We start from the raw sequence: 26,214 nt of genomic DNA, 5'->3' as shown, positions 1-26,214 counted from the left end.
CGCGTTGTGCTTGTCGTATCTGTTGAGGGGCCGCCGCAGCGCTCCGTCCTTTCGAAACTGCCGGGGGACAGGCAACGATCTGCCGCGATTTCCGATATTTGGGCCGGGCCCAGGGAACTCAAGCAAAGCCAGCCAGCGCGCAATGGCGTGCACGGGGCGGTGCCTGAACGCTTTGGTGTTGTGCTGGCCGCATGTGGCGTTACGGGCGCGCGCACGCAGTACTTGCAAGGCCCCCCAGTGCACCGAAAGCCCGCAATTAAAGTCGCTGCGGCACGCCTGGTGCGTTCACGCCCATCGCCGCCGCGCACAGGTGTCAGCAATCCTGGAGCGTCCCTGCCAAGCCTTCAAGAAAAACTCCGGTAGTCACCGCCGTGCCCGCAGGCACTGCGCCGATCCCGGTAGGCACACACAGCCGTCGCAGCTCAGCCGGAGCAACACCACCTTTCAGCGCGTATTTCCTCCGAACCGCAACGCAGCGCCGCTACCGCGCATGCATGCCGCACACCCGCAATGCTAGTGTGCGCAGCTTCTGCACATGGCTGGCCTGCGATGCCCAAATCCGCCGTATTGACCGAGGGACCGATCGGCAAGAACCTGCTGCTGTTCGCGTTGCCGATCCTGGCAGGCAACATCGCCCAGTCGCTCAACGGCTCGATCAATGCGATCTGGATCGGCCGCTATCTCGGCGAAGCCGCGCTCACTGCGGCGGCCAACGCCAACAGCATCATGTTCTTTCTGATCGGCTCGGTGTTCGGCATCGGCATGGCCGCCACCATCCTGATCGGCCAGGCCATGGGCGCGCGCGACATCGCCCAGGCACGCAAGGTCATGGGCACCAGCGCCACGTTCTTTGGCGGATTGTCGGCACTGATCGCCGTCGCCGGCTGGTGGCTGGCGCCACACCTGCTTGCGGCGATGGGCACGCCACCGGCCTCGCTGGCGCTGGCCGAGGATTACCTGCGGGTGATCTTTGTGGCCATGCCCACCATCTACCTGTTCGCGTTCCTGTCGGCGGCCCTGCGCGGCACCGGCGATGCACGCACGCCGTTTCGCTTCCTGCTGCTCTCGGTGGTGCTGGACATCGTGTTCAACCCGCTGCTGATCTTCGGCGTTGGCCCGTTTCCACAGCTGGGCATCGCCGGCGCGGCCTGGGCCACGGTGCTGGCGCAGTCGGTGGCGCTGGTGGGACTACTGCTGTATCTGCGCAGCCGCGGCCACGTGCTGTGGCTGGGACGGCGCGACCTGGCGCTGTTCCGCATCGATGCCGCCATCCTGCGCGCGCTGGTGGGCAAAGGCGTGCCGATGGGATTGCAGATGGTGCTGATCTCGCTGGCCATGATCGCGATGCTGACGCTGGTCAACGGCTTCGGCACCGATACCGCTGCCGCCTATGGCGCAGCCCTGCAACTGTGGAACTACGTGCAGATGCCGGCGATGGCGCTCGGCGCGGCCTGCTCGACGATGGCCGCGCAGAATGTCGGCGCCGGCCTGTGGGCGCGCGTGGATGCCACAGCTCGCACCGGTGTGGCCGCCAATTTCCTGATGACCGGCCTGCTCATCGCGCCGCTGATCCTGTTCGATCGCTGGACGCTGGCATTGTTCCTGCCCAGCGACAGCCCGGCGCTGGAGATCGCGCGCCACCTCAACCATATTTCGATCTGGTCGTTCCTGCTGTTCGGCGTGACCTTCGTGGTTTCCGGCGTGGTGCGTGCCACCGGCGCGGTGATCCCGCCACTGCTGATCCTGGCGTTCGCGCTGTGGGGCGTCCGCGTGCCGCTGGCCAACCTGCTGCTGCCGCACCTGGGCGCGGACGCGGTGTGGTGGAGCTTTCCGATCAGCTCGGCCTGCTCGATGCTGCTGTCGCTGGCGTACTACCGCTGGGGTGGCTGGCGCAAGGCGCGCATGCTGGCAACACCGGCGCATCCCTCCGAACTGGCGTCGGCAGCGGAAGTGCCGGCCCACCCAGCCGCCCCGATTGCCGACCCCGCCCCACTGACCGAGCCGCCTGCAGCGCAGCCGCGCTAATCGTTTAGCGAAGTTGCTACTTACGATGCTTTGCAGACCGATCGAGCAATGCAATGCGATGCGCGAAGTGCTGCACCGCCGTGACCGACGCAATGAAACGCCGACGGCAAAGTGCGCAAAAAAGACGCGATGGCCGCACGCGGCAACACAGCCGATACCGGCGCAGCGAATGATGGACGGCGCTGTTCCGTAGAAGATGGCGCAATGCCGAAAGACGTCGCGCGCATCACGCCAGCGGATCCTGCCACCTCATTCGGTCACCCGCTCAGTTTGCACATGCGACGAGACGACTTGGCAGCACAGCACACTACCGCCGAACGCGCGACGCATGCACTGCCACCGATGACGCAGTCACGCACTACGCAGCTTGCGCCCGCAGCAGGGCGAAGACACAGAACGACTCACGCCAGGAAGAATGCGTGACACGTCGCGCGTGTTGACTGCATCGGTGCAACGACAGCTGCGCTGCAGGGTTAAACCACATGCAGCGCACTGACCAGCGTCTGCGCCAGTATCGCTACTGCCCGACAGCAACCGCATCGCGTGCTCTAACTGCATCAATGCAGCGACAGCTGCGCTGCAATGTCGAACCAACCCGCCGCACTACCTCGCGTACGAAAGCCTCGCTACGACTCGACAACAAACCGGCACGCCACAACGGTCATTGCCATCGCATTGCTTACCGCCTTGCAGGCAGCCAAACGCCAAAACGCAAACAGCCGCCCGAAGGCGGCTGTTTGGCAGTGGCGGGACAAGCCCGCCAATGTGACTTACTCAGCCTTGGCAGCAGCCTGGCGAGCAGCCTTGGCCTGCGCAGCGGCAGCCAGGTCTTCCTTGATGCGGGCAGCCTTGCCTTCCAGACCACGCAGGTAGTACAGCTTGCCGGCGCGGACCTTACCGCGGCGCTTCACTTCGACCGAGTCGATGATGGCGCTGTGGGTCTGGAACACGCGCTCGACGCCGAAGCCGTGCGAGATCTTGCGGACGGTGAACGCGGAGTTCAGGCCAGCATTCTTGGTACCGATCACGACACCCTCATAGGCCTGCACGCGCTCGCGGTTGCCTTCTTTCACCTTGACGTTCACCACGACGGTGTCGCCCTGGTTGAACTCCGGCAGCTGGCGCTGGATCTGGGCGGCTTCGAAGTCAGCCAGGATGGTCTTGTTGAGTTTGCTCATGATGGGCACCGCGTGTCTGGTGATATTGGACCGGCAGTCGCCGCACGGCGATTGCTCGAGGTTCGTGGCAGGGCCAGACGCAAGGCTGGCCAGCAAGCCGCATAGTATACCCCTATCTGTTTCGCTAGAGCTAGGGGTGAGCCCTTATTTCTCGTCGCCCGGGGCAAGTTCGCGACGGAACTCTTCCAGCAGACGTCGATCCTGCTTATCCAGCGTGGCCTCATCGAGCAACTCCGGCCGACGCAGCCAGGTCCGGCCCAACGATTGCTTCCGCCGCCAGCGCGCAATGGCGCCGTGGTTGCCCGACCGCAGCACCTCCGGCACATCGCCCCAGGCATGGCTGGATGGATGGCTGTAGTGCGGGCAGTCCAGCAGCCCCTGCGGGCCTTCGAAACTGTCCTGGGCTGCGGATTCGGCATCGTTCAACACGCCGTCCTGCAACCGGGTCACCACATCCACCAGTACTGCCGCACCGAGCTCGCCACCGGACAATACGTAGTCGCCGATGGAGATTTCCATGTCCACAGCCTGGTCGAGAAAACGCTCGTCGACACCTTCATAGCGCCCGCACAGCAGCACCATCCGTGGCAACTGGGCCAGCTCGCGCGCCAGTGGCTGGGTCAGCGGACGCCCTTGCGGGCTGAGGTAGATCACCGGTGCCGGCCGCGCATCGGCGGCTTGCGCCGCTTCCAGACAGGCCCGCAACGGCTCGATCAACATCACCATGCCCGGGCCGCCCCCGAACGGACGGTCGTCCACCCGGCGGTAATTGCCTTGCGCATGGTCGCGCGGATTCCAACCCTGCAATTCCAGCAGCCCACGTTCCTGCGCCCGCCCGACCACGCCGAACGCCGCGCATTGCGCGATGAACTCGGGGAACAGGCTGATGACGTCGATGCGCACTGGGGAATCGGGACCGGGGAATGGGGAGAGCAAGAGCGAAGCCAAAGCACCGCTTCGATCAGAAATCCGGATCCCAGTCGACCACGATCAGGTTGGCCTCGAAATCCACCGACTTGACGTACTCCGGCAACACAAACGGGATCATCCGCTCGCGATCACCGCGCACCACCACCACATCGTTGGACCCGGTGGAGAACAGATGCGAGACCGTGCCGAGCTTGACGCCCGCGACGGTTTCCACGTGCAAGCCTTCCAGATCCACCCAGTAATACTCATCGGGCTTGGGCGGCGGCAGCGCACTGCGGGCCACATAGATCTCGGTCCCGTGCATGGCTTCGACGGTGTCGCGGTCGGTGATGTCGGGGAACACCGCAATCAGGTTCTTGCCCTGATCGCGTCCACGGACTCCACTGAGCACCGACTCCTGACCCGACGGCGTGCGCACGATCCACGGCTGATAGCGGAAGATCGCACTGCGCGGCTCGGTCCAGGATTCGAGCTTGAGCTCGCCCTTGACACCAAAAGCGCCGACAATCCTGCCTAACAGGATGCGGCGCTCGGTCGGCTTCATCTGTGTCGACTCTGGGCCAGGCAGCGATGCCCGGCCTTCAAGATCAGGCCGCAGCGGCCTGGGACTTGGAGGCTTCGCGATACAGGTTACGCACCTTATCGGTCAGCTGTGCGCCCTGGCCGACCCAATGGTCGACGCGTGCAACGTCCAGCACGACGCGCGGCTCGGCGCCCTGCGCAACCGGGTTGTAGTAACCCAGACGCTCGATGTTGCGGCCGTCGCGCGCGCTGCGCACGTCGGTCACGATGATGTGGTAGAACGGACGCTTCTTGGCGCCGCCGCGGGTTAGTCGAATCTTGACCATGGTGTGTATTCCTAAGTTGCCCAGTCGCCAGGGTGGCGCGGTAAGCCGGCGATTATAGCGGGGCCCGGCGGCGAAGCCAACCCACCGGCCGCCAGCGCCTGCCATCGCTCAAATCGCTTGCCAGGGCTGGGTCTGCAGGGCCTGGGCCAGCAGCGGCAGCTGGGCAGTATGAGGACCCCAGCGGGCCGGCCCCATCGCCACGATCGCCTGCTGCCCGCGGGCATTGCAGGCAAACGCCCCATCAAACCGGTCCAGTTCGTCCAGCGGCACTGGCCGGCGGATCTGGCTGACTCCCAGCGCCTCCAGCCCGGCCTGCAGCAGCTGTTGGCGGGTGCCCAGCAAGGCCGGGCCCTGCGGCCAGACCACGCCGCCGCGCTCCCACAGGCCAAGATTCCAGAACGCACCTTCCAGCACCCTGCCCTGCGGGTCCTGCAGCACCACGTCGTCGTGATCAGCGTTCATCGCCAACCGCCGCAGGTGCAGCAGCGGGAACGTGCCCACATGTTTGAGCTCCGGCTGCTCACGGACGTAGGGGGTCACCTGCACCCGCAGCCCGGTGTCGGGCATGTCCAGCGGCGGCGAGACCGCCACCAGCACGTCCAGCGCCACCTCGCGCAGCGGGTTGCGGAAGTCGTAGTCCTGCGCGAACACGGTAATCCGCACACTGGCGTCGGCCATGGCAGAGGCCTGCAGCGCCGTCTGTAGCTGCGCACGCACCTGCGCAGGAGTGAGTTCCTGTCCGAACAACGCACGGCTGCCCTCCTGCAGCCGCTGCAGATGCAACTCCAGGCCCTGGGTGGCGCCGCCGCGCACCTGCAACGAGGTGAAGTGGCCGTAGTTGACCAGTGCCGCGGCGCCGAGCTGGGCCGCGGTGGCGGGCGCGCCGTTGCAGAAGATCACCGGCACACGCGCGCCTGTGCCTGGGCCCACCACTGCGTGACGAGATCGGCGGCCGGCTGCGCAGGCGCCATCCAGGCGGACTGCCCGGCCCAGGCCTGCAAGGCGTCGAGGCGATTTTCGCGGGCGGCCCCCTGGCGCATCACGGCCGTCAACGCGCGCTGTATCGGGTAGGGCGCCGGCGGTGGCGCGTCCACTGCGGCGGCGGCGCGGACGTAAGCCGTGGCGATCGACCGCCCCAGGCGCCCGGAAAATGCACGTGTTGGCCAGGTCTGCTCCGGCTCTGTGGCCGCCAGGGCGTCGGCCCAGGCGCCGGGCAGCGCCGCTTCGGGCGTGCGCAACAAGCCGGTGCCGATCTGCACCGCGCTGGCGCCCAGGGTGAGGGCCGCGGCAATTCCACGTGCATCGGCAATGCCGCCGGCGGCGATGACCGGAATCTCCAGGTGGTCGACCAGACGAGGCAGCAACGCGAACAACCCGGTCATCTGGCGCTCGGCCTGGCTGGCATCGAACGCGCCACGGTGACCGCCGGCTTCCGCGCCCTGCGCAACCACCGCATCGGCGCCCGCCGCCTGCGCCACGCGCGCCTCTTCCAATGTGGTGGCGCAGGCGAACCAGGCGATGCCGGCGGATTTCAGGCGGCTGACCTGATCGGGCCGGAACACGCCCATGATCGAGGAGGCTACCGCCGGGCGGGCCTCCAGCAATGCATCGAACTGCGCATCGAAATCGGCCGGGGGGGCATCGCCGGCATCGGCCGCCACCGCCGGGCCCCACTGCCCCAGAAATGCACGCATGCGCGCTTCGGCATCGGCGTCGCGTGCGGGCGCTGGATCGGGGATCCACAGATTGACCTGTGCTGGCCCGTCACTGGCCTGCCGGAAGGTCTGCATCCAGGCCACGATGTCCTGCGGTTGCGACAGCACCGCGCCCATCGCGCCCATGCCACCCGCCGCAGCCACCGCAGCCGACAACGGCACCGGGCAGGCGCCGGCCATAGGGCTGAGCAGGATCGGCACGCGCAGATTGAAGCGCTGGCAGAACGCGGCAACGTGCGCATAGGGGCCATCTGTCGCCAGGGTTGTGGCGGCGGCCATGTCAGTGCGCGCCTTCCAGCAAGTGCACGATCCTGGGCCACTGCATCTGCCGCGCCAGGTCCAGCGCGGTCTTGCCGCTCGGAGTGCGCAAGGTGGGGTCGGCCCCATGCTGCAGCAGCAAGGCGACTGGCTGGTAATTGCCCGCAAGCGCATCGCGCTGCAACAGCGTCCAGCCTGCGTCATCGCGCAGCTGGACCATCTCTGGCTGATCGCGCAGGCCTTCGTCGAACTTGGGGCCCATGTTCTCGCTCATCGGATGCTCCTGTTGCAGTGGATCTTCGACCGCTGGCGCAACAGGCGTGCCCTTGCCGCCGAACATCTTGTCGAACAGACCCGGTTTGCGCGCCGCAGCCTGTGCCGGCACCAGCCGCACCGCGCCGGGCTCACCGAAATCCAGGCCCCAGGCGGCATCGTGCTCGGCGCGCTCGTCCGGCGCCATGCCACGCCGCATGGCATCGATGGTATGGCCGCCGTAGACCTTGCCGTCGACCACGTACATCCAGTCTTCCAGATCCGCGAACGGCGCCGACACCGCGTCGCCGGCTGTCAGTGCTTCGATCCATTCCGGTTCGTTGAGCAGGCTGCCGGAGATCTGCTCGCCGTCGAAGTGCACATCGGAGATCCACATGTGCTCATGCGTTGGCGCACCGTGCACCTCCTGCGCGGCGCTGTCGGTGGCGAACGGCAGTTTGACTGCGGCCATGTCCAGGCCAGGAACGATGCGGCGGTATTCCCAGGACAACTCACGCCAGAAGAATTTGAACGTGTCGCGCGCGGCGATATAGCCCGCCTGCAACGCGGCATCCTGGTTGTCTGCGAAATACATCCGGTTATCGCTCATCTGCTGGCGCTCCTGCCAAGAAAGAGGCCACACGCTACTGCAGCCATGCAGCGAGGGCAACGCGTACACAACAGATGTAGCGCGATGCCGGAGCCGTGCGTGCATAAGCCAAACCGCTGCTGGAAGGCATTGGTATGCGAAAACGAACCCATCGTGGCACGGCCCGGCCAGGGAGACATCATGGCCATTGTCCCTGCATCCGGCGTGCGCTCGCCAAATTCAAAACCGGCGCCCACGCGGCATGGCGCCCAACGCCGATCAGTTACTGCAACGGCAACGGTAGGACATCCCGGTACCAGTCTTCCACCATCACATCGCGCAACGCGAACGCGCGCACGGCCTGCGGACGCTGCACAAACGCACCCCACAAGCGAACGTCGACAAATGCCGATGAGGGCAGTGTGCGCCACGCCACCGGACCGAAGAGACGAACTTCCAGGCAATAAAAGCCATCGGCGATGCAGGTGATCTGCCTGCACGCAGGCGTTGTCGCACTTGCCCACAGGTGCTCGAGATCCGGGCCACGGACGAGTTTGAACACACGCAGCTCGCCCTGGGTGCGCCCGGTGCAATTATCGGGCAAGGGCAGCGGCTGGTCGAAGTGTTCGGCGGCCCAGGCGCATTCCAGTGTCAGCACATCGCCCTGGCTCAGTTGGAGAAAATAACGATGAAGATGCGTATTTTCTTCCCGCCATGACGAAGCGGGATCCGACGCTGCCGTCACGTCCCACGCATCCTGCGCGCTGCCGAATAACAGCACCGATCCGCTTGGCGCCGCAGACACTGTCGTCGTCTCCAACTGCGCATGCGGCAGCACACGCGCTTCGTCTTCGATACGCACTCTTGGCGTGCCGTCGTCGCACTGTTCATAACGCAGATGCGAGCCATGCGCGGGCCGCCACGGCAGCGCTAGCCGGTCCGGCTCCGGCACGCACACCCAAAGACTCACCACACCCGGCGAAGGGCCATACGCCTGACCGATGCCGACTGAGTACACGCCGGTTTGCCCGACCGACACACGCACCTCGCGCGTTGCGAAAACGTCCAGCCACTGCGGATGGTTGGCGGCAGGCCGCCAGAGATCGCAGCGCCACTGGGCTGGTGCGTCGCCGTCGTTCGGTGCCGGATGAAAAGCGAGCACCAGCGCATCGCCTGTCCGCAGGAAAACATCGACCGTCGTACAGACGTCCTGCCGCGGGTAACGCTCTTCTTCGTAGGCGGCGACGTCGATGACATGGCGTCGCCATTGACGCGGCGTGTCCGGGCCAGGCCGCAAATCAGCGGGCCGCGGCGGCGTGTTCGGCAATGCCGCCAGGCGGATGGCCGACTTCGAGTTCGAGTTCGACTTCGACTTCGACTTCGACTTCGGCACTGGCGTCGGCGGGGTATCGGACACCGCAGCTGCACCCGGCGGTTCACCAGCGACGTTTGCGCGCGCCTCGGCGCGTTCATCGATCAGCCCGGCGACCACCACGACCACTACCCAATACACCACCACCGCCAGCAGCACCGTCCAGCCAGTGGTCGACTGCAGCGCCAGCGTGATCGCCAGCGCGAGTTCCAGGCACCGCCTACCAGCCACGGTACTCATGCGCGTCAGCGCCTGGAACTCAGCGGAACGGCATGCCGCCGCGGCCGCCCATGGCGCCCATCATGCCTTTCATGTTGCGCATCAGCCCCTTCATGCCGCCGCCGGCGAGCTTGCCCATCATCTTTTCCATCTGCTGGTACTGCTTCATCAGCTTGTTGACGTCGGCCGGCTGCATGCCGGAGCCGCGCGCGATGCGGGCGCGGCGCGAGCCGTTGAGCAACGCCGGGTTGCGGCGTTCCTTCTTGGTCATCGAGTTGATGATGGCGATCATGCGCGGCACTTCCTTGCCGGTGACCTGCTGCTTGACGTTGTCCGGGATCTGGCCCATGCCCGGCAGCTTGTCCATCAGCCCATGGATGCCGCCCATGTTCTGCATCTGCTCGAGCTGTTCCTTCATGTCGTTGAGGTCGAACTTCTTGCCCTTGGCGACCTTGGCGGCAAGCTTGGCGGCCTTTTCCTGGTCGACGCTTTGCTCGACCTGCTCCACCAGCGACAGCACGTCGCCCATGTCCAGGATGCGGCTGGCCACGCGGTCCGGATGGAACACGTCCAGGCCGTCGGTCTTTTCGCCGGTGCCGACGAACTTGATCGGCTTGCCGGTGATGTAGCGCACGCTCAGCGCCGCACCGCCGCGCGCGTCGCCGTCGGTCTTGGTCAGCACCACGCCGGTGAGCGGCAGTGCCTCACCGAAGGCCTTGGCGGTGTTGGCCGCGTCCTGGCCGGTCATCGCATCGACCACGAACAGGGTTTCGGTGGGATTGACCGCGGCGTGCAGCGCCTTGATCTCGTCCATCATCGCCGCATCAATCGCCAGGCGGCCGGCGGTATCGACCAGCAGCACGTCGGCAAAGGACTTGCGTGCGTCGCTAATGGCCGCGCGCACGATGTCCACCGGCTTCTGCGAGGCATCGGAGGGGAAGAACAGCACGCCGACCTGTTCGGCCAGGGTCTTGAGCTGCTCGATCGCGGCCGGGCGATAGACGTCGGCCGAGACCACCATGACCTTTTTCTTGCGCTTTTCCTTCAGGTGCTTGGCGAGCTTGCCCACGGTGGTGGTCTTGCCCGCACCCTGCAGGCCCGCCATCAGGATGATGGCCGGCGCCGACACATTGAGGTTGAGGTCGGCAGCGGCGGCGCCCATGACGGCGGTGAGCTCGTCGCGCACGATCTTGATCAGCGCCTGGCCCGGGGTCAGCGACTTGAGCACTTCCTGGCCCACCGCGCGCACCTTGATGCGTTCGATCAGGGCCTGTACCACCGGCAGCGCGACGTCGGCCTCGAGCAGCGCAATGCGCACCTCACGGGTGGCTTCGCGGATGTTCTCCTCGGTCAGGCGGCCACGGCCACGCAGGCGCTCCATGGTGCCGGAGAGACGTTGGGTAAGGGACTCGAACATGCGCAAGGGACCGCGTAAGGGGAAACGGGTGCCGATTATAGCGGCACCGGCTGACGGCCTGCCCCGGCCAGGGCCGCTCCCCGGGACCAGCGGCCCTGGCCTGCCCGACATGGTCAGCTCGCCCAGGCCGACCGCGCCGCCGCCAGCCCGACAAGCGCCAGGTCGATGCCCGGCCCCACGACTGCTCGCTGCCAGCCCCTCAACTCACGCGACCCACAGCTGCTGCTTCACGAATCCCGATTCCCGAATCCCGGCCCCACCAATATGCGAAACTTCAACGATGACAATCGTTCTCATCGCCTTTGCCCTGTACCTGCTGGCCGCCGGACTGCTCACCCGCGCCGTGCTGCGCGATGGCAACCAGTCGCCCGCGCGCTGGCTGCTGCCGGCCCTGGCGGCCGTGGCGCTGCATGCCGGCTACCACGTGCTGGTGGCGTTTCGCACCGCGGGCGGGCCGGACATGCACTTCTTCGCGGCACTGTCGCTGACCGGGCTGGGCATGGCCGGGCTGACCGCGGTGTTTGGCGGACGCGGGCGCATGGCAGCGGTAGGCGTGGTGGTGTTTCCGCTGGCGGCAATCCTGCTGGCCTGTTACCACGGCTACGGCCACGAGCCCAGCGCGGATCTGGGCTGGCGGCTGGAGCTGCATGCCTGGATGGCGCTGCTGGCCTACGCCACGCTGGGGATCGCCGCGTTGCTGGCGATCATGCTGTGGCTGCAGGAGCGTGCGCTGCGCCGGCGCGACTTCCACACCTGGCTGCGGGCGCTGCCGCCATTGACCGAGCTGGAAACGCTGCTGTTCCGCACGATCACGGTGGGCTTCATTTTGCTCACCCTGACCTTGCTGACCGGCCTGCTGTTCGTGCAGGACTTCCTGGCCCAGCGGCTGCTGCACAAGACCGTGCTGAGCATCCTGTCGTGGATCGTATTCGGCGCGCTGCTGATCGGCCGCTGGCGCAACGGCTGGCGCGGCACCAAGGCGGTGCATTGGACCCTGACCGCCATGGCGTTGCTGGTGCTGTCGTTCTTCGGCAGCAAGTTCGTGATTGAACTGGTGTTGGGGCCGCGCGGCGGCTGAGGGCGGTGGCGCGATGCGGCGATGTTGGAGGCTGCGATGCTATCCATCGCTCGCGATTGATCAGGCACGCCAGCCCGCAGTGTTAGCGATCACCAAGGCCGGTGTTGCCAGCCGTGTACGCTCGCTGCGCTGAGACGCACTGCGGCCGCCGAGGTGGCTGCAGTTGCAGCCACGACCAGCAACGCGCCGCTACCTCACCGCCACGCCGGGCGTCATCGACACACGCGCCGGACGATCTCGTCTGCAGGAGCAGCCCCGCGACCACCCTCACGCATCCAGCGCAGCGATCACCGACGTCCACGGCTGCTCCGGCCCGGGAGCCGCAAAGTGGTAGGCAATGCGCCGCCGATACACCTGGCCCGGGCGCAGGATCGCCGGCGGGAACCCGGGCTGATTGGGCGCATCCGGATAGTCCTGCGGTTCCAGGCAGACGCCACGGCCCAGGCCGGGATGGTGGCTGTCCAGATGCTGGCCTTCGTACAGCTGTACCGCCGGCGCGTCGCTGGTGATGCGCAGCGCGACGCCGCTCTGCGGGGAATACAGCTCGGCGATGCAGTCGTTGTGCGCGTCCTTCGCCAGCACCAGGCACTGGTCGTAGCCCTTGCCGAGCACCACCTGCGGATGTGCGGGGTCGATGCGCTCGGCCAGCGCAGCAGGCGTGCGGAAATCGAAAGGCGTCCCCGCGACCGAGGCAATTTCGCCGGTCGGAATCGATTCGGCATCCACGGGGAGATAGCGGTCCGCAGGCACGCGCAACACCTGCGAGGCCGCGCGCGTCTGCGGGTCACCGGACAGATTGAAATACGGGTGATGGGTGAGGTTCAAGGGCGTGGGGGCATCGCACTGCGCCTCGAAATCCAGCTGCAGGCGATTGCCCTGCACCTGCAGCTGCGCGCGTACCTGCAAGGTGCCGGGGTAGCCTTCTTCGCCATCGGGCGAGGTGTAGCCGAGCACCACCCGGTTCGGCACCTGCCCCAGCACCTCCCACACGCGCCGCCCGAAGCCGCGCAGCCCCCCATGCAGCTGGTTGCGCCCTTCGTTGGCGGCGAGCACATGGGTCACGCCGTCCAGGGTGTAGCGGGCGCCAGCGATGCGGTTGCCGAAGCGGCCGACCAGGATGTTGAGGCTGTCGTTGTCGGCGGCGTAGGCAGGCAGATCGGGCAGTGTCAGCACCAGCGGCACGCGCCCTTGCGGGGTGGTCAGTTCCAGCGCATGCAAGATGCCGCCGTAGGTGAGCACTTCCGCTTCCAGGTCGCCATCGCCACGCAAGCGCAGCGCATGTACCTGGACACCGTCCGCCAAGGTTCCGAACACTCGCTGCATGAAGCCACCCGCCGATGAAGTGAGCGGCGAGCATAGCGGCGCCACCGGCCCGGCACCATGGCGCGGCGCACATCCTGGCGATGCGATGCCAACTGCCGCGTCACCGCAAAGCCGCACGCGGCAGAGCTTGCCAGCCAGCAGATGTGGCAGGAAGCAACGTGGCCTGTAGCGCAGACAGGCGAGGCCGCACGCACTACGCTTGCAGCGCGCCAGCGCTCGCCCACGCACTGCCCACGCACTTGCCCTCGCCCATTCCTCGACAGGAGCAGCACACCGATGCAGCGGATTTCCAACACCTTGCGGCACATGCGTTCATGGCTGTTGCCGGCCGTGCTGATCGCACTGACGGTGAGCGGTAGTGGCGCGCAGGCGGCCGATGTGCAGGTGCGCGGCACGCTGCAGGTAGAGAAGCCAGGCGCGCAGGTGTCGCGGCATCTGTTCGGCCAGTTCGCCGAGCACCTGGGCACCGGCGTGTATGGCGGTCTCTGGGTTGGACCGGAGTCTTCCATCCCCAACACGCGCGGCTATCGCAACGATGTGCTGGCGGCGCTGAAGGCGATTGCGGTGCCGAATATCCGCTGGCCCGGCGGCTGCTTCGCCGACGAGTATCACTGGCGCGATGGCATCGGCGCGCCCGGCAAACGCCCGATCAGCGTCAACACGCATTGGGGCGGCGTGGAAGAGTCCAACCGCTTCGGCACGCACGAATTCATGGACTTCACCGAGCTGCTGGGCACCGACGCGTACGTGGCTGGCAATGTCGGCAATGCCGCGCCGGACGAAATTGCACAGTGGGTGGAATACATGACCGCCGCCACGCGCTCCAGCCTGGCCGAGCAACGCCGCGCCAACGGCCGTCAAGCGCCGTGGAAGGTGCCGTTCTTCGGCGTCGGCAATGAGTTGTGGGGCTGTGGCGGCAACATGCGGGTGGAGTACGCCGCCGATGTGTATCGGCGCTACCAGACCTTCGTCAAGGCGCCGTCCGACCAGAAGATCCTGAAGATTGCGCCCGGCCCCAACAACGACGATTACCACTGGACCGAGGTGATGATGCGCGAGGCAGGCACGCTCATGGATGGCCTGAGCCTGCATTACTACACCGTGCCTGGCGGCTGGCCGCCGCGCGCTTCCTCCACCGACTTCGACGAAGCCGCCTGGATCGAGACGCTGTCGCGCACGCTGATGATGGACGAGCTGATCACCAAGCACAGCGCGATCATGGACCGCTACGACCCGGCCAAGAAAGTGGCGTTGGTGGTGGACGAATGGGGCACCTGGTACGCCGGCCTGCCTGGCGCCAACCCGGGCTTTTTGCACCAGCAGAACAGCCTGCGCGATGCGCTGGTGGCAGCGTTGAACATCGATATCTTCAGTGCGCATGCCGATCGCGTGCGCATGGCCAATATCGCGCAGATGATCAACGTGCTGCAGGCGATGATCCTGACCGATGGCGACCGGATGGTGCTGACCCCGACCTATCACGTGTTTGCGATGTACAAGCCGTTCCAGGATGCCACCCACCTGCCGCTGCAATTGCAGCCCCCCGAATATCGGCATGGCGACATCCACGTGCCCGCCGTACATGGCTCGGCGGTCAAGGCCAAGGATGGGCACATGTATGTGGCGCTCACCAATCTGGATGCCAACAGCCCGGCCACGGTCAGCGTGGCAGTTGAAGGGGTCAGCGTGCGCGGCGTGGAGGGGCAACTGCTCACCGCACCGACGATCACCGCGCACAACACCTTCGCTGCGCCCCGCACCGTGCAACCAACCGCCTTCACCGGCGCGCGGATTCAGGGCAACACGCTGCAGGTGGCACTGCCGGCACGGGCAATCGTGATGCTCAAGCTACGCTGACGCGGCGACCATGCGCGGGCGCCGCATACGGCACTGGATGATGCCGCCACGCTGCCATCGCGCCTGCACACTGCATCGCGTGCGCGATGGCGGCATGGCGGGTGCTCACAGATGCATGGAGTGTGCGCAGGGCTGCTGATCAGCGCGCATCGCTCTTTGACGACCTATGTGGATGACTCCGCGTCGGCCGCGCGCGCAGCTGTCTCGCGCAAGGCGGGGAGCGAAATCCGCCAGTCGTCCGGCAGCCGCTCCAGCACGTGCTCCATGAAGGCGCGCACCTTGGGGGTGAAGTCGTGTCGGTCTGCCACGCACAGGTACAGCCGCAGCGGCTCCAGCGCGAATGGCGTGGCCGCGCCGCCAGTGCCGGAAACGAACAGCGGCTGCAGTTGCCCGCGCAGCAGATACGGCTGCACCACGAACGCGGCCAGGCGCGTGATGCCACCGCCGGCCGCGGCCATCGCGGCAAGTGCATCGACATCGTCGCTGACCAGCGCACGGCCGAGGTCGGGCTGGAAGCGCACGCCATCGCGGATGAAATTCCAGCGCAGGTAGCGCCCATCCACTGGATAACGCAGCAGCAGGCAGTCGTGATATTTCAGCTCGTCCGGCGTCTGCGGCGCGCCGCAGCGCTGCAGATACGCCGGCGCTGCACACACGACGAACGGCACATCGGCGATGTGGCGCGCCACCAGGCCGTCCTCGAGTTGGGCTTCGATGCGCAGGCTCACATCCACGCTTTCCTGCGCGTGTTGCACCACCCGGTCGGTGCACAGCAGTTCGATCTCCAACCGCGGGTAGCGCTGCCGCAGTGACGGCAACATCGGCGCCAGCACATGCCGCGCGAAGGCGGCGGTGCTGGCCACGCGCAGGCGGCCGGCCGGGGCCTGCTGCGGGCCGGCCACCAGTTGCCGCGCACGCTCCAGGTCGCGTTCGATCTGCCGCACCTGCTCCACGTACAGCGTGCCGCGTTCGGTCAGCGCCAGGCTGCGCGTGGTCCGGTGCAGCAGGCGCACGCCCAGGTGTTGCTCCAGGCGCGCGATGTTCTGGCTCACCGCGGCCGGGCTCACACCCAGACGCTTGGCGCCGCCGGCGATGCTGCCGGCATCCACCGTGCTGACGAAACTACGAATGGACTGAAGAATGTTCATATGCCCAGCCAGTGTTACCAATGGATTCGTAAGATTTGCTTACGTAAGCCACAAGGCTACGCGATCTACCGGCCCGGGTGAGCCGCTTCTACAGTGGCCGCTCCGCCGCACTCCACCCGAGGCCACCGCATGTCATCCACCCCCACCGCCGTAGCCCCTGCTCGCTGGAAGCTGGGCGTGCGCGCCACCCCGTTCGTGTTTGCCTTCTACATGGCCGCGATCATGGCGCTGCTGATGTGCCTGGTGATCACCGGCGCCAACACCGGCCTGGCTGCCGGTTACCTGTGGCGGGTGCTGGATGCCTACCGCATCGCCATGCCCACTGCATTTTGCTGTGTACTGGTGGTGCGCCCATTGGTGGTCCAACTGGTGGCCTGGACCGTGCATCCGCCGCGCTGAGCTGCGCCACCTGTGGCTGCCGGCAGCGGCCGGGTTTGCCACCGCAGGCAGGTGCTGCCGCGCAGCATCACGCCGTGCCGGTTTGCGACCGCCGTCATGGCTGGCCGCAATGATTCCGGAATGAAATCCACGGAACTGAACTACAACCGCAAATTGCTTTGACTCTGTACCACCTGCTGCGCAGCGTCGCCCCTCCACGAACCCGGGTTCGTTTCGGAGAGAGAGGCAATGAACATGCGATGCAATGTTGCTGTGCAGGTCGCCGTGCTACTGGGAACCGCCTGTGCAGCGCTCACCCCGCAGCTGCGCGCACAAACACTGGTGTGGGAAGACAATTTCAACGGCCCCGCCATCGACGGCAACACGTGGACCTATGACGTCGGCAATGGCTGCCAGATCGGCTTGTGCGGCTGGGGCAATGGCGAGATGCAGTACTACACCAGCCGGCCCGAGAACGCGCGCATCGAAAACGGGCGGTTGGTGATCGAAGCGCGCCGCGAAGCGTTTCAAGGCATGCCGTTCACGTCGGCGCGGCTCAAGACCGAGGGCCGCATGCACTTCAAGTACGGCACGCTGGAAGCACGCATCAAGACGCCGGTGGTCGGCAACGGGCTGTGGCCGGCGTACTGGATGCTCGGCGCCATCGGCGTGTGGCCCGGCCGCGGCGAGATCGATCTGATGGAAGCCGGCATGGCCGCGGCAATCGCCAACGGCACCGCCAATCGGCGCATCGGCGCGGCCGTGCACTGGGACTACAACGGCGCGCAGGCCGACTACGACACCAGCTACACCCACCCGGTGAACCTGCATAACGACTTCCACGTGTACCGGATGACCTGGGACCCGAACGTCATCCGCATGAGCATCGACGGCCAGCAGTACTTCGAATTTGCGATCTCCAATATCGAAGGCGCCTCGCTGCACGAATTCCATCAGCAGCATTACCTGCTGCTCAATCTGGCTGTCGGCGGCACCTTCACCGGCATCAACACGCCGGGCGGTGTGACCGCGCCGCTGCCGGGCAAGATGGAAGTGGATTACCTGCGGCTGTATCAGAACCCCGGCGCGTCGCTCTATGTGGGCGCACAACACACCGCGCCGGCCGGGCGCTTTGGTGTGTTCACCGATCAGACCGATACCGCTGCGCGGCTCACCTTCGGCCAGGACGCACAGCTGTATCTGTGGAACAACCTCAGCCCGATCGCGCAGGCGCCGTTCGAAGGCGGCAACGTGATGGCCTACCGCGCCAATGCCGGCGCCTGGTATGGACTGGGCATCCAGACCGACTACCGTGACATGCGCAATTATGCGGGCGGCTCACTCAAGTTGCATCTGAAGACCACCACGCCGTCGACCTTCAAGATCGGCATCAACACCAGCTTTGGCGACAGTTGGGTGGACTTCGTACCGGGCGGCAATCAGTACGGCCTGGTGCGCGATGGCGTGTGGCACGAGGTGAGCATCCCCTTCAGTGCCTTCTACGATCTGGATCTGCAATCGGTCAAACAGATGTTCATGCTGGTGGCCGACCCGCCGGCGAGCCCGGTGGAGATCGCCATCGACAAGGTCTATTACCAGAGCCGTTGAGCGCCGGCAGCGCACCCCTTGTCTGCATCGCCACGCACGCGGCGATGCAGATAAGCAGTAAGGCGACTCAGCCGCCCTCGCCCTTCAACAGGCCGATCAGCTGGCGCAGGCGATAGGGTTTTGGCAGGAAATCCACTTGTGCCGGCAGCGGCGGCAACTGTGCCTTGGCAAAGCCCGAGGCCAGGATGATGCGTGCCTGCGGCAGCAACTGGCTCACCTGTTCGCTCAGTTCGATACCAGACATGCCGTTGGGCATGCGGATGTCGCTGAACACCACGTCGTAGGGGCCGTTCTCGCGCAGCATGCGCAGCGCACTGTGGCCATCGTCGGCGGTATCGACGGTGATGCCGGCGTCGCGCAGCGCTTCGCCGATGAGATCGCGCAGTTCCTGTTGGTCTTCGACCATCAGCAAGCGCAGGGAATCAGTCATGCTCGGCCTCCAGAATCGCCGGGAGCAACAGGGTCACGGTGGTGCCGCGGCCGGGCGCGGTCTGCAGATCGACAAAGCCGCCGGATTGCGCGGCAAACCCGTGCACCTGGCTCAAGCCCAGGCCGGAGCCCTTGCCGACTTCCTTGGTGGTAAAGAACGGTTCGCTCGCACGCTGCGCCACCTGCGCAGACATGCCCGGGCCCGTGTCGCTGACGGCGATGCCGACATAGGCGCGCGCGGGGCCGTGCGGATCGTCCAGCGGTGCGCGCTGTTGCATGGACGCAGACAGCACGATGCTGCCACCGGCAGGCATCGCATCGCAGCTGTTGAACACCAGGTTGAGCAAGGCTGCCTCCAGTTGGCCGGGGTCCACGCGCACGTCGGGCAGCGCATCGGCAAAGTCCACGCGCAGGCTGATGCCGGCCGGGCAGGCGCGCCGCAGCAATTCGAGCGAGCGTTCCACCACCGCCGCGGGTGCGTGGCGCTCGGGCACCAGCCGTTGTCCACGGGCGAAGGCGAGCAGCTGCCGGGTCAGCAAGGTGCCACGATCCACCGCGGTCTGCGCGGCCTCCACCAGCATGCGCGTGCGCGCATCCTCGCCGGCGCGCAGCGCGATCAGGTCCAGGCTGGTCACCATCACCGTCAGCAGATTGTTGAAATCGTGCGCCAGGCCCAGCGTCAGGCGCCCCAGCGCTTCGACTTTCTGCGATTGCAGCAACGCCTGCTGCGCGTGCTGGAGCAACTGCTGGGCTTCATGGCGCTCGGTGATGTCGCGGGTGACCTTGGCAAAGCCGATCAGCACGCCATGCTCGCGCACCGGCTCGATCACCACGCTGGCCCGGAAGCGGCTGCCGTCCTTGCGTAGGCGCCAGCCCTCGGCGGAAAAGCGTCCTTCGCGCAACGCCGTGTCCAGCGAGCGCGCAGGTTCGCCACGCTGGGCGTCTTCGGGCAGATAGAACCGCGAGAAATGCGTGCCGAGCACTTCGTCGGCGCGGTAGCCTTTGATGCGTTCGCCGCCCGGATTCCAGCTACGCACAACGCCCGCGGTATCCAGCAGGTAGATCGCGTAGTCGGACACGCTCTGCACCAACAGATGGCATTGCCGGCTGTCGTAAGAAAGCGGCCCAGAGTTGTCCACGGCCGTTTCCGCATCCATCGCGCGGTTTCCCCCGGAAAAGCGCGCGACCATAGTGACGGGGCCGTGAAGGCAATGTGCAAGCCAACACGGCTGTAAATCCGTCAAAAAACCGGCGATTTGCGTGTGAATTTTATCGGCTACCATGACCGCCCTCCCAGTTTGGTCCACACCTTCATGCAGAACATCACGACCTCGCGCGACCGCTGGATCTGGGTGATCGCAGCAGGGTTGATGGCCGGCACGTTGGGGGTGGAACTGGTCACGCCGCTGGGGTATGCGGTGTGGCTCACCTACTTTGTCGCCGTCGGCGTCACCGTGTTCCAGAACCATGTGCGCGTGCCGCTGGTGGTGGGCGTGCTGTCGTGCGTGTTGTTGGCGATCGGTTTCCACCTGGCCCCGTCCAGCACCAATTCGAGTTTCTCCTCGGTCAACCGCAGCATCGGCGGCATCTCGTTCCTGTCCATGGCGCTGGTGGTGATGCAGGCGATCCGCGCGCGCCGCCAGGCCGAAACCGCGCTGTGGCTGCAGCAAGCCGAAAACACCGTCGAAGCGAGCCTGCGCGGCGACCAGAGCCCGGAAGCGCTGGCCGATGCCGCCGTGCGCGCCCTGTGCGACACGCTAGAGGCGCAAGTTGGCGCGCTGTATCGGCTGGAAGGCGAGCGCCTGCGCCTGACCGGCGGCGCAGCGCTGGCCGAGGACGTACCAAGCACGCTGCCCACCAACCTCGGCCAGCTGGGTGAAACCCTGCAGCGCGGCAGCGTGCGCCGCGTGCGTGGCGTGGATGCCGGGCACCTGCAGATTGCCTCGAGCCTGGGCAAGAGCGATTGCCAGGAATTGCTGCTGGCGCCAGTCACTGCCGACGGCCGCATCATCGGCATCGTCGAGCTGGGCCGCACCGGTGCGCCGGGTACGGCCGCCACCCGCGAAGAAGAGCTGCTCAGCCGCTGCGGCGAGAACATCGGCGTTGCCTTGCGCACCGCGCTGCTGCGCGCCCAATTGGTGAGCCTGCTGGAAGAAACCCAGCGGCAGAGCGAAGAATTGCAGACGCAGCAGGAAGAACTGCGCGTGGCCAATGAGGAACTGGAAGAACAGAGCCGCAGCCTGCAGCAGTCGCAGAGCGATCTGGAACAGCAGCAGGCCGAACTGGAACAGACCAACGTGCAGCTGGAAGAACGCACCCAGGCACTGGAGGCGCAAAAACAGGCCTTGCTGGTGGCGCAGGGGCAACTGGTGCGCAACAGCAACGAGCTGTCCACCGCGTCGCGCTACAAGTCCGAATTCCTGGCCAACATGTCGCACGAGTTGCGCACCCCGCTCAACAGCTCGCTGATCCTGGCCAAGCTGCTGGCCGACAACAAGGACCACACGCTCACCGCCGAGCAGGTGAAGTACGCGCAGGCAATTCACTCGTCCAACAACGACCTGCTGGCGCTGATCAACGACATCCTGGACCTGTCCAAGATCGAAGCCGGGCATGTGGAATTGTCGGACGACACCGTGGCGATGAGCTCGGTGGTGCAGCGCCTGCGCGACACCTTCGAACCACTGGCGCGGCAGAAAGGCCTGCAGTTGGAGATCAGCGCCGACGCGGGCGCGCCGACGCAATTGGTGGTGGACAACCAGCGCCTGCAGCAGATCCTCAAGAACCTGCTGGCCAATGCGATCAAGTTCACCGAGCACGGCCAGGTCAGTCTGGCGGTGCAATCGCACGGCACTGGGCGCGTGCGCTTTGTGGTGTGCGATACCGGCATCGGCATTGCGCGCGAGCAGAGCGAGGTGATCTTCGAAGCATTTCGCCAGGCCGATGGCAGCACGCGCCGGCGCTATGGCGGCACCGGGCTGGGTTTGTCGATCTCGCGCGACCTGGCGTTGCGCATGGGCGGCAGCATCAGCGTGGACAGCGAGCCCGGACGTGGCAGCTGCTTCACCCTGGAACTGCCCGTGGATGGCGCACCGGCCGAGGCAGCTGCCCCGGCTGCTGCACCGGCCACGCACCTCGCGCCCACCCCGCGCAGCGACACCGCGCAGCTCTTTGCAGCGCGCACGTCCGCCGCGATCAGTGCTGCGCCGGTAGCGATGCCTGCCAGCAACGCGGCACCGAGCGTGCGCGCCGACGATGACCGCGATCAGCGCACCCGCCCCGGCCGCCTGATCCTGGCGGTGGAAGATGAAACCCGCTTTGCGCAGGCCCTGGTCGACCTGGCGCACGAGCTCGATTTCGATTGCGTGGTGGCGCCCAATGCCGAAGAAGCGCTGCGGCTGGCCGCGGAACTGCGCCCCAGCGGCATCCTGCTCGACATCGGCCTGCCCGATGCCTCCGGCCTGAGCGTGCTGGAGCGGCTCAAGCGCAACCCGGTCACCCGCCACATCCCCGTGCACGTGGTCTCGGCGCTGGAGCGCAGCCAGATTGCGCTGGAGTTGGGTGCGGTGGGCTACCTGATCAAGCCGGCCACGCGCGAACTGCTCGCCGGGGCGATCCGCCAGCTGGAAGAAACCAACGCCCGCGCACTGCGCCGCCTGCTGATCGTCGAAGACGACAGCGCGCTGCGCGCCAACCTGGAACTGCTGCTGGCGCGCGATCAGCTGGAGATCGTCGCAGTCGGCACCATTGCCGAGGCGATGGACCAACTGGGCAGCGCCACATTCGATTGCATGGTCACCGACCTCGCCCTGCCCGACGGCAGCGGCTACGACCTGCTCGAACGCATGGCCGGCAACGATGCGGTGGCCTTCCCGCCGGTGATCGTCTACACCGGCCGTGCGCTCACCCGCGACGAAGAACAACGCCTGCGCCGCTATTCCAAGAGCATCATCATCAAGGGCGTGCGTTCGCCCGAGCGCCTGCTCGATGAGGTGACCTTGTTCCTGCACAGCGTGGAAGCCTCGCTGCCCAGCGACCAGCAGCGCCTGCTGCGCGAAGCGCGCCGCCGCGATGCGGTGCTCGATGGCGCCACCGTGTTGCTGGCCGAAGACGACGTGCGCAACATCTTCGCGCTGTCCAGCGTGCTCGAGCCGCTGGGCGTCACCCTGCAGATCGCCCGCAACGGCCGCGAGGCGCTGGAGCACCTGGCCAAGCACGAGGTGGACCTGGTGCTGATGGACATCATGATGCCGGAGATGGATGGCATCACCGCGATGCGCCAGATCCGCGCCAACCGCCAGTGGCAAGACCTGCCGATCATCGCCCTGACCGCCAAGGCGATGGCCGACGACCGCGAACACTGCCTGCAGGCCGGTGCCAACGACTACATCGCCAAGCCCATCGACGTGGACAAGCTGGTGTCGCTGTGCCGGGTGTGGTGCTCGCGGCAATGACTGCGGTGGAGCTGTTCGACCTGGAGCTGCGCGTGCTGCTGGAAGCGGTGTACCAGCGCTATCACTACGATTTTCGCGATTACGCGGTGTCGTCGTTGCGCCGGCGCATGCGCCACGCCATGGGCCGCTTCGACTGCGCGCGCGTGGCCGATCTGCAGCACCGCTTGCTGCACGAGCCGGACACCTTTGCCCAGGCAATGCAGTTCTTTACCGTGCAGGTCTCGGAAATGTTTCGCGACCCGGCGTATTTTCGGGTATTGCGCGAACACGCCGTCCCGGTGTTGCGCACCTATCCGTCGATCAAGCTGTGGGTGGCCGGCTGCAGCACCGGCGAAGAAGTCTGGTCGCTGGCCATCCTGCTGCACGAAGAAGGCCTGCTGGAGCGCGCGGTGATCTACGCCACCGACATCAATCCCGAAGCACTGAACATGGCCGAGGCCGGCGCCTATGGTATCGACCGTATTGCCCAGTTCAGCCGCAACTATCTGGACGCCGGCGGCCGTGGTTCGTTGTCGGATTACTACACCACCGCCTACGACGGCGCGGTGTTCGACCGCCGGCTCAAGCGCAATATCGTGTTCGCCGATCACAGCCTGGCCACCGACACGGTGTTCTCCGAAGTGCATCTGGTGTCGTGCCGCAACGTGCTGATCTATTTCAACCGCAGCCTGCAGGATCGCGCGGTGGGCCTGTTCTACGATGCGCTGGTGCACCGTGGCTTCCTTGGGCTGGGTAGCAAGGAGTCGCTGCAGTTCGGCGCCCATGCACAGGCCTTCGAAACCTGCGCACGCGAACAGCGGTTGTACCGGAAGGCCGCATGAGCCCGGCCACGCCGCAGTATCTGGAATTCGATGCCATCGTGATCGGCGCTTCCGCCGGTGGCGTGATGGCCTTGCAGACGCTGTTGTCCGGCCTGCCGGCCACGCTGCCGATGCCGGTTCTGGTGGTGCTGCATTTGCCGCGCGACCGCCCCAGCCAGGTGGCCGAGCTGCTGGATGCGCGCTGCGCGCTGCCGGTGCGCGAAGCCATCGACAAACAACCTTTGCAGCCCGGCACGGTGACCATCGCGCCACCGGACTATCACCTGCTGGTGGAAGGCCGCGACAGCCTGGCGTTGTCGATGGATGCACCGGTGCTGTTCTCGCGCCCGGCGATCGACCCGTTGTTCGAATCGGCTGCCGATGTGTTCGGCCAGCAGCTGCTTGCGATCCTGCTCACCGGTGCCAGCAGCGACGGCAGTGCCGGCGTGGCCGCGGTGCGCACTGCCGGCGGAAGCGCGTGGATCCAGCGCCCCGACGATGCCGCCTCTCCCCTGATGCCCGCCTCCGCCCTCGCCCATGCCGGCGCCGATGCGGTGCTCACCCTGCAGGCGATCTGCAGTCGACTGGAAGCCTTTCACGCATGAACCTCACCGCGACCAGCGCCGCCGCCCGCAGCGACGAACCCGCCAAGATCCTGATCGTCGACGATGTGCCGCAGAACCTGGTGGCCATGGAAGCACTGCTGCAACGCGAGGGCATCCAGGTGCTGTGCGCGGCCTCCGGTGCGCAGGCGCTGGAGCTGCTGCTCGAACACGATGTGGCGCTGGCATTGCTGGATGTGCACATGCCGGAAATGGACGGCTTTTCGCTGGCCGAGCTGATGCGCGGTTCGCAGCGCAGCCGGCATGTGCCGATCATCTTTTTGACCGCCTCGCCGAACGACCCGATGCGTGCGTTTCAGGGCTATGAGACCGGCGCGGTGGATTTCCTACACAAGCCGATCGAGCCGCACGTGATCCTGAGCAAGGTCAACGTGTTCATCGAGTTGTACCAGCAGCGGCGCCTGCTCAAAGCGCGCAATGCCTCGCTCGAACGCGCGCTCACGCTCAACGAAACCATGATGGCCGTGCTCACCCACGACCTGCGCACGCCGCTGTCGGTGATTCTGCTGTGCGCGGACAAGCTCGGCCTGGACGTGCCCGAAGACGGCTCGGCCGCGCGCACGCTGGAGCATCTGGAAAACAGCGCGCGGCGCATGGCGCGCATGGTCGAACAATTGCTGGATTTCTCGCGCCTGCGTACCGACGGGCTGTCGATGCAGTTCGGCCCATGCAACCTGGGCGAGGTGGCGCACAGCGTGGTGGGCGAAGTGGCGCAGGCCAACCCGCATACGCCGATCGAGCTGCGCACCGAAGGCGACCTGGACGGCGATGGCGATGGCGACCGCCTGGCGCAGGTAGTGTCCAACCTGGTCGGCAACGCGGTGCTGCATGGTGGTCGTCACCCGGTGCAGGTGCACCTGGATGGCCGCGAACACGACACCCTGCGGCTGTCGGTGCGCAACACCGGCCACATTCCCGACACCTTGATGCCGCGGTTGTTCGAACCGTTCAAAGCCAGCTTTCACGCCAGCCAGGGGCTGGGGTTGGGCCTGTTCATCGCTGATCAGTTCGTCAAGGCGCATGGCGGCACCTTGCAGGCACGCAACGAAGACGGCGACGTGGTGTTCGAGGCCAAACTGCGCCGGCGCAACCTGGCTGCCTGACGCCGGTCTGCGGTGCTGTTGGCGACTGCCCCAATGACTGGGCGCGGCAGGGACAGCAGCAAGCAGCTTCATCCGCACGGCGCAGCGCAATGCCGCTCGCAGTATCCAATGTCGATTTTTACAGGCTTCATTCGTCGTGATCTGAAGACGCACGCCGTGCGTCCTGCCAACGGAGGTTGTCATGTCGTATATCGATGGGTTTGTGCTTGCCGTGCCTACTGCCAACAAAGAGAAGTTTCTCGAACACGCCCGTACCGGCGACGCGATCTGCCTGGAGCATGGCGCGCTGCGGGTGGTGGAATGCTGGGGCGACGATGTGGCCCATGGAAAGCAGACCGACTTCTACCGCGCCGTGGAAGCCAGCGCGGACGAAACCGTGGTGTTTTCCTGGATCGAATGGCCGGACAAGGCCACCCGCGATGCCGGCATGCAGAAGATGATGGATGACCCGCGCATGGATCCTCAGAACAACCCGATGCCGTTCGACGGCAGGCGCATGATCTACGGCGGCTTCGTGCCGGTCGTCACGCTGGGCAAGGCGGCCCGCTGAGCGCATTGCGCGGCAACTACGGGTGGATGCAGTCGCCAGTGGCAGAGCATCCACCCGCCC

The 26,214-nt window shown here is 66.1% G+C and carries 23 protein-coding genes; 10 read left to right on the top strand and 13 right to left on the bottom strand.

The window, feature by feature from the left end; translation table 11 throughout:
- Positions 1-549: 549 nt before the first annotated feature.
- The gene (locus tag ACCQ01_RS06715) at positions 550-2,025 is read left to right on the top strand and encodes an MATE family efflux transporter (protein ID WP_014507076.1); all 1,476 of its coding nucleotides are present in this window, start codon (positions 550-552) and stop codon (positions 2,023-2,025) included.
- A 770-nt stretch (positions 2,026-2,795) separates the two neighbouring features.
- Here the strand turns inward: ACCQ01_RS06715 and rplS are convergent.
- The 9 genes from rplS to ffh all read right to left on the bottom strand — a co-directional run bounded on the left by rplS (position 2,796) and on the right by ffh (position 10,803).
- Positions 2,796-3,203, bottom strand: a complete 408-nt coding sequence (gene rplS, locus ACCQ01_RS06710; protein WP_011036399.1) for a 50S ribosomal protein L19 — start codon at positions 3,201-3,203, stop codon at positions 2,796-2,798.
- Positions 3,204-3,347: 144 nt separating this feature from the next.
- On the bottom strand, positions 3,348-4,106 hold the full coding sequence (gene trmD, locus ACCQ01_RS06705; protein ID WP_228433030.1) for a tRNA (guanosine(37)-N1)-methyltransferase TrmD: 759 nt from the start codon (positions 4,104-4,106) through the stop codon (positions 3,348-3,350).
- Between the two features lie 58 nt (positions 4,107-4,164).
- Positions 4,165-4,677: a ribosome maturation factor RimM gene (gene rimM, locus ACCQ01_RS06700; RefSeq protein WP_225041266.1), complete on the bottom strand. Its 513-nt coding sequence runs from the start codon at positions 4,675-4,677 to the stop codon at positions 4,165-4,167.
- A 43-nt stretch (positions 4,678-4,720) separates the two neighbouring features.
- Positions 4,721-4,981, bottom strand: a complete 261-nt coding sequence (gene rpsP, locus ACCQ01_RS06695) for a 30S ribosomal protein S16 (RefSeq protein WP_011036396.1) — start codon at positions 4,979-4,981, stop codon at positions 4,721-4,723.
- 108 nt (positions 4,982-5,089) lie between these two features.
- Positions 5,090-5,887: an aminotransferase class IV family protein gene (locus tag ACCQ01_RS06690; protein ID WP_042596839.1), complete on the bottom strand. Its 798-nt coding sequence runs from the start codon at positions 5,885-5,887 to the stop codon at positions 5,090-5,092.
- The gene (locus ACCQ01_RS06685; RefSeq protein WP_228433029.1) at positions 5,878-6,975 is read right to left on the bottom strand and encodes an NAD(P)H-dependent flavin oxidoreductase; all 1,098 of its coding nucleotides are present in this window, start codon (positions 6,973-6,975) and stop codon (positions 5,878-5,880) included. Before ACCQ01_RS06685 ends, ACCQ01_RS06690 begins: the two co-directional genes overlap by 10 nt.
- Before the next feature lies 1 nt (position 6,976).
- Complete coding sequence (locus tag ACCQ01_RS06680; protein WP_228418016.1) at positions 6,977-7,816, bottom strand: DUF2314 domain-containing protein; 840 nt, start codon at positions 7,814-7,816, stop codon at positions 6,977-6,979.
- A 262-nt stretch (positions 7,817-8,078) separates the two neighbouring features.
- Positions 8,079-9,326 (bottom strand): hypothetical protein, encoded by a 1,248-nt coding sequence (locus tag ACCQ01_RS06675; protein WP_228433028.1) that lies wholly within the window; start codon positions 9,324-9,326, stop codon positions 8,079-8,081.
- Between the two features lie 100 nt (positions 9,327-9,426).
- A complete protein-coding gene (ffh, locus tag ACCQ01_RS06670; protein ID WP_228433027.1) occupies positions 9,427-10,803 on the bottom strand; it encodes a signal recognition particle protein in 1,377 nt (458 codons plus the stop codon).
- Positions 10,804-11,083: 280 nt separating this feature from the next.
- On the opposite strand from ffh, the gene ACCQ01_RS06665 reads away from it, so the two are divergent.
- Complete coding sequence (locus ACCQ01_RS06665; RefSeq protein ID WP_011036390.1) at positions 11,084-11,881, top strand: cytochrome C assembly family protein; 798 nt, start codon at positions 11,084-11,086, stop codon at positions 11,879-11,881.
- Positions 11,882-12,148: 267 nt separating this feature from the next.
- Here the strand turns inward: ACCQ01_RS06665 and ACCQ01_RS06660 are convergent, their stop codons facing one another.
- Positions 12,149-13,204 carry an aldose epimerase family protein gene (locus ACCQ01_RS06660; protein ID WP_228433026.1) on the bottom strand — a complete coding sequence of 352 codons (1,056 nt, stop codon included), beginning with the start codon at positions 13,202-13,204 and terminating at the stop codon, positions 12,149-12,151.
- 276 nt (positions 13,205-13,480) lie between these two features.
- Between ACCQ01_RS06660 and ACCQ01_RS06655 the strand changes: the two genes are divergently transcribed.
- Positions 13,481-15,061 carry an alpha-N-arabinofuranosidase gene (locus tag ACCQ01_RS06655; RefSeq protein ID WP_228433025.1) on the top strand — a complete coding sequence of 527 codons (1,581 nt, stop codon included), beginning with the start codon at positions 13,481-13,483 and terminating at the stop codon, positions 15,059-15,061.
- Between the two features lie 164 nt (positions 15,062-15,225).
- Here the strand turns inward: ACCQ01_RS06655 and ACCQ01_RS06650 are convergent, their stop codons facing one another.
- A complete protein-coding gene (locus tag ACCQ01_RS06650) occupies positions 15,226-16,209 on the bottom strand; it encodes a LysR family transcriptional regulator (RefSeq protein WP_228433024.1) in 984 nt (327 codons plus the stop codon).
- Positions 16,210-16,338: 129 nt separating this feature from the next.
- Here ACCQ01_RS06650 and ACCQ01_RS06645 point away from each other — a divergent pair, with 129 nt between their 5' ends.
- Positions 16,339-16,608, top strand: a complete 270-nt coding sequence (locus tag ACCQ01_RS06645; RefSeq protein ID WP_228433023.1) for a DUF2798 domain-containing protein — start codon at positions 16,339-16,341, stop codon at positions 16,606-16,608.
- Between the two features lie 228 nt (positions 16,609-16,836).
- Positions 16,837-18,195 carry a glycoside hydrolase family 16 protein gene (locus tag ACCQ01_RS06640; RefSeq protein WP_228433022.1) on the top strand — a complete coding sequence of 453 codons (1,359 nt, stop codon included), beginning with the start codon at positions 16,837-16,839 and terminating at the stop codon, positions 18,193-18,195.
- 67 nt (positions 18,196-18,262) lie between these two features.
- Here ACCQ01_RS06640 and ACCQ01_RS06635 read toward each other — a convergent pair whose 3' ends face one another.
- Both ACCQ01_RS06635 and ACCQ01_RS06630 read right to left on the bottom strand, forming a co-directional pair.
- A complete protein-coding gene (locus ACCQ01_RS06635) occupies positions 18,263-18,625 on the bottom strand; it encodes a response regulator (protein ID WP_012438944.1) in 363 nt (120 codons plus the stop codon).
- Positions 18,618-19,781, bottom strand: coding sequence for a two-component system sensor histidine kinase NtrB (locus tag ACCQ01_RS06630; RefSeq protein WP_228433021.1), 1,164 nt, complete (start codon positions 19,779-19,781; stop codon positions 18,618-18,620). The genes ACCQ01_RS06635 and ACCQ01_RS06630 overlap by 8 nt, the downstream gene beginning before the upstream one ends.
- A 156-nt stretch (positions 19,782-19,937) precedes the next feature.
- On the opposite strand from ACCQ01_RS06630, the gene ACCQ01_RS06625 reads away from it, so the two are divergent.
- The 5 genes from ACCQ01_RS06625 (at position 19,938) to ACCQ01_RS06605 (ending at position 26,154) form a co-directional block, all read left to right on the top strand.
- Complete coding sequence (locus ACCQ01_RS06625; protein WP_228433020.1) at positions 19,938-23,078, top strand: hybrid sensor histidine kinase/response regulator; 3,141 nt, start codon at positions 19,938-19,940, stop codon at positions 23,076-23,078.
- Positions 23,051-23,899, top strand: a complete 849-nt coding sequence (locus ACCQ01_RS06620) for a CheR family methyltransferase (RefSeq protein ID WP_172973835.1) — start codon at positions 23,051-23,053, stop codon at positions 23,897-23,899. Before ACCQ01_RS06625 ends, ACCQ01_RS06620 begins: the two co-directional genes overlap by 28 nt.
- Complete coding sequence (locus ACCQ01_RS06615; RefSeq protein WP_228433019.1) at positions 23,896-24,483, top strand: chemotaxis protein CheB; 588 nt, start codon at positions 23,896-23,898, stop codon at positions 24,481-24,483. The genes ACCQ01_RS06620 and ACCQ01_RS06615 overlap by 4 nt, the downstream gene beginning before the upstream one ends.
- A complete protein-coding gene (locus tag ACCQ01_RS06610; RefSeq protein WP_011036379.1) occupies positions 24,480-25,604 on the top strand; it encodes a hybrid sensor histidine kinase/response regulator in 1,125 nt (374 codons plus the stop codon). Before ACCQ01_RS06615 ends, ACCQ01_RS06610 begins: the two co-directional genes overlap by 4 nt.
- A gap of 181 nt (positions 25,605-25,785) precedes the next feature.
- Positions 25,786-26,154: a DUF1428 domain-containing protein gene (locus ACCQ01_RS06605; RefSeq protein ID WP_228433018.1), complete on the top strand. Its 369-nt coding sequence runs from the start codon at positions 25,786-25,788 to the stop codon at positions 26,152-26,154.
- The last annotated feature ends 60 nt before the right edge of the window (positions 26,155-26,214 follow it).

The organism is Xanthomonas sp. NCPPB 4037 (genome assembly GCF_041475695.2).
GTDB classification, from domain to species: Bacteria; Pseudomonadota; Gammaproteobacteria; order Xanthomonadales; family Xanthomonadaceae; genus Xanthomonas; species Xanthomonas campestris.
Note: the sequence above shows the minus strand (reverse complement) of the source record. Positions and strands in the feature narration are given on the sequence as shown.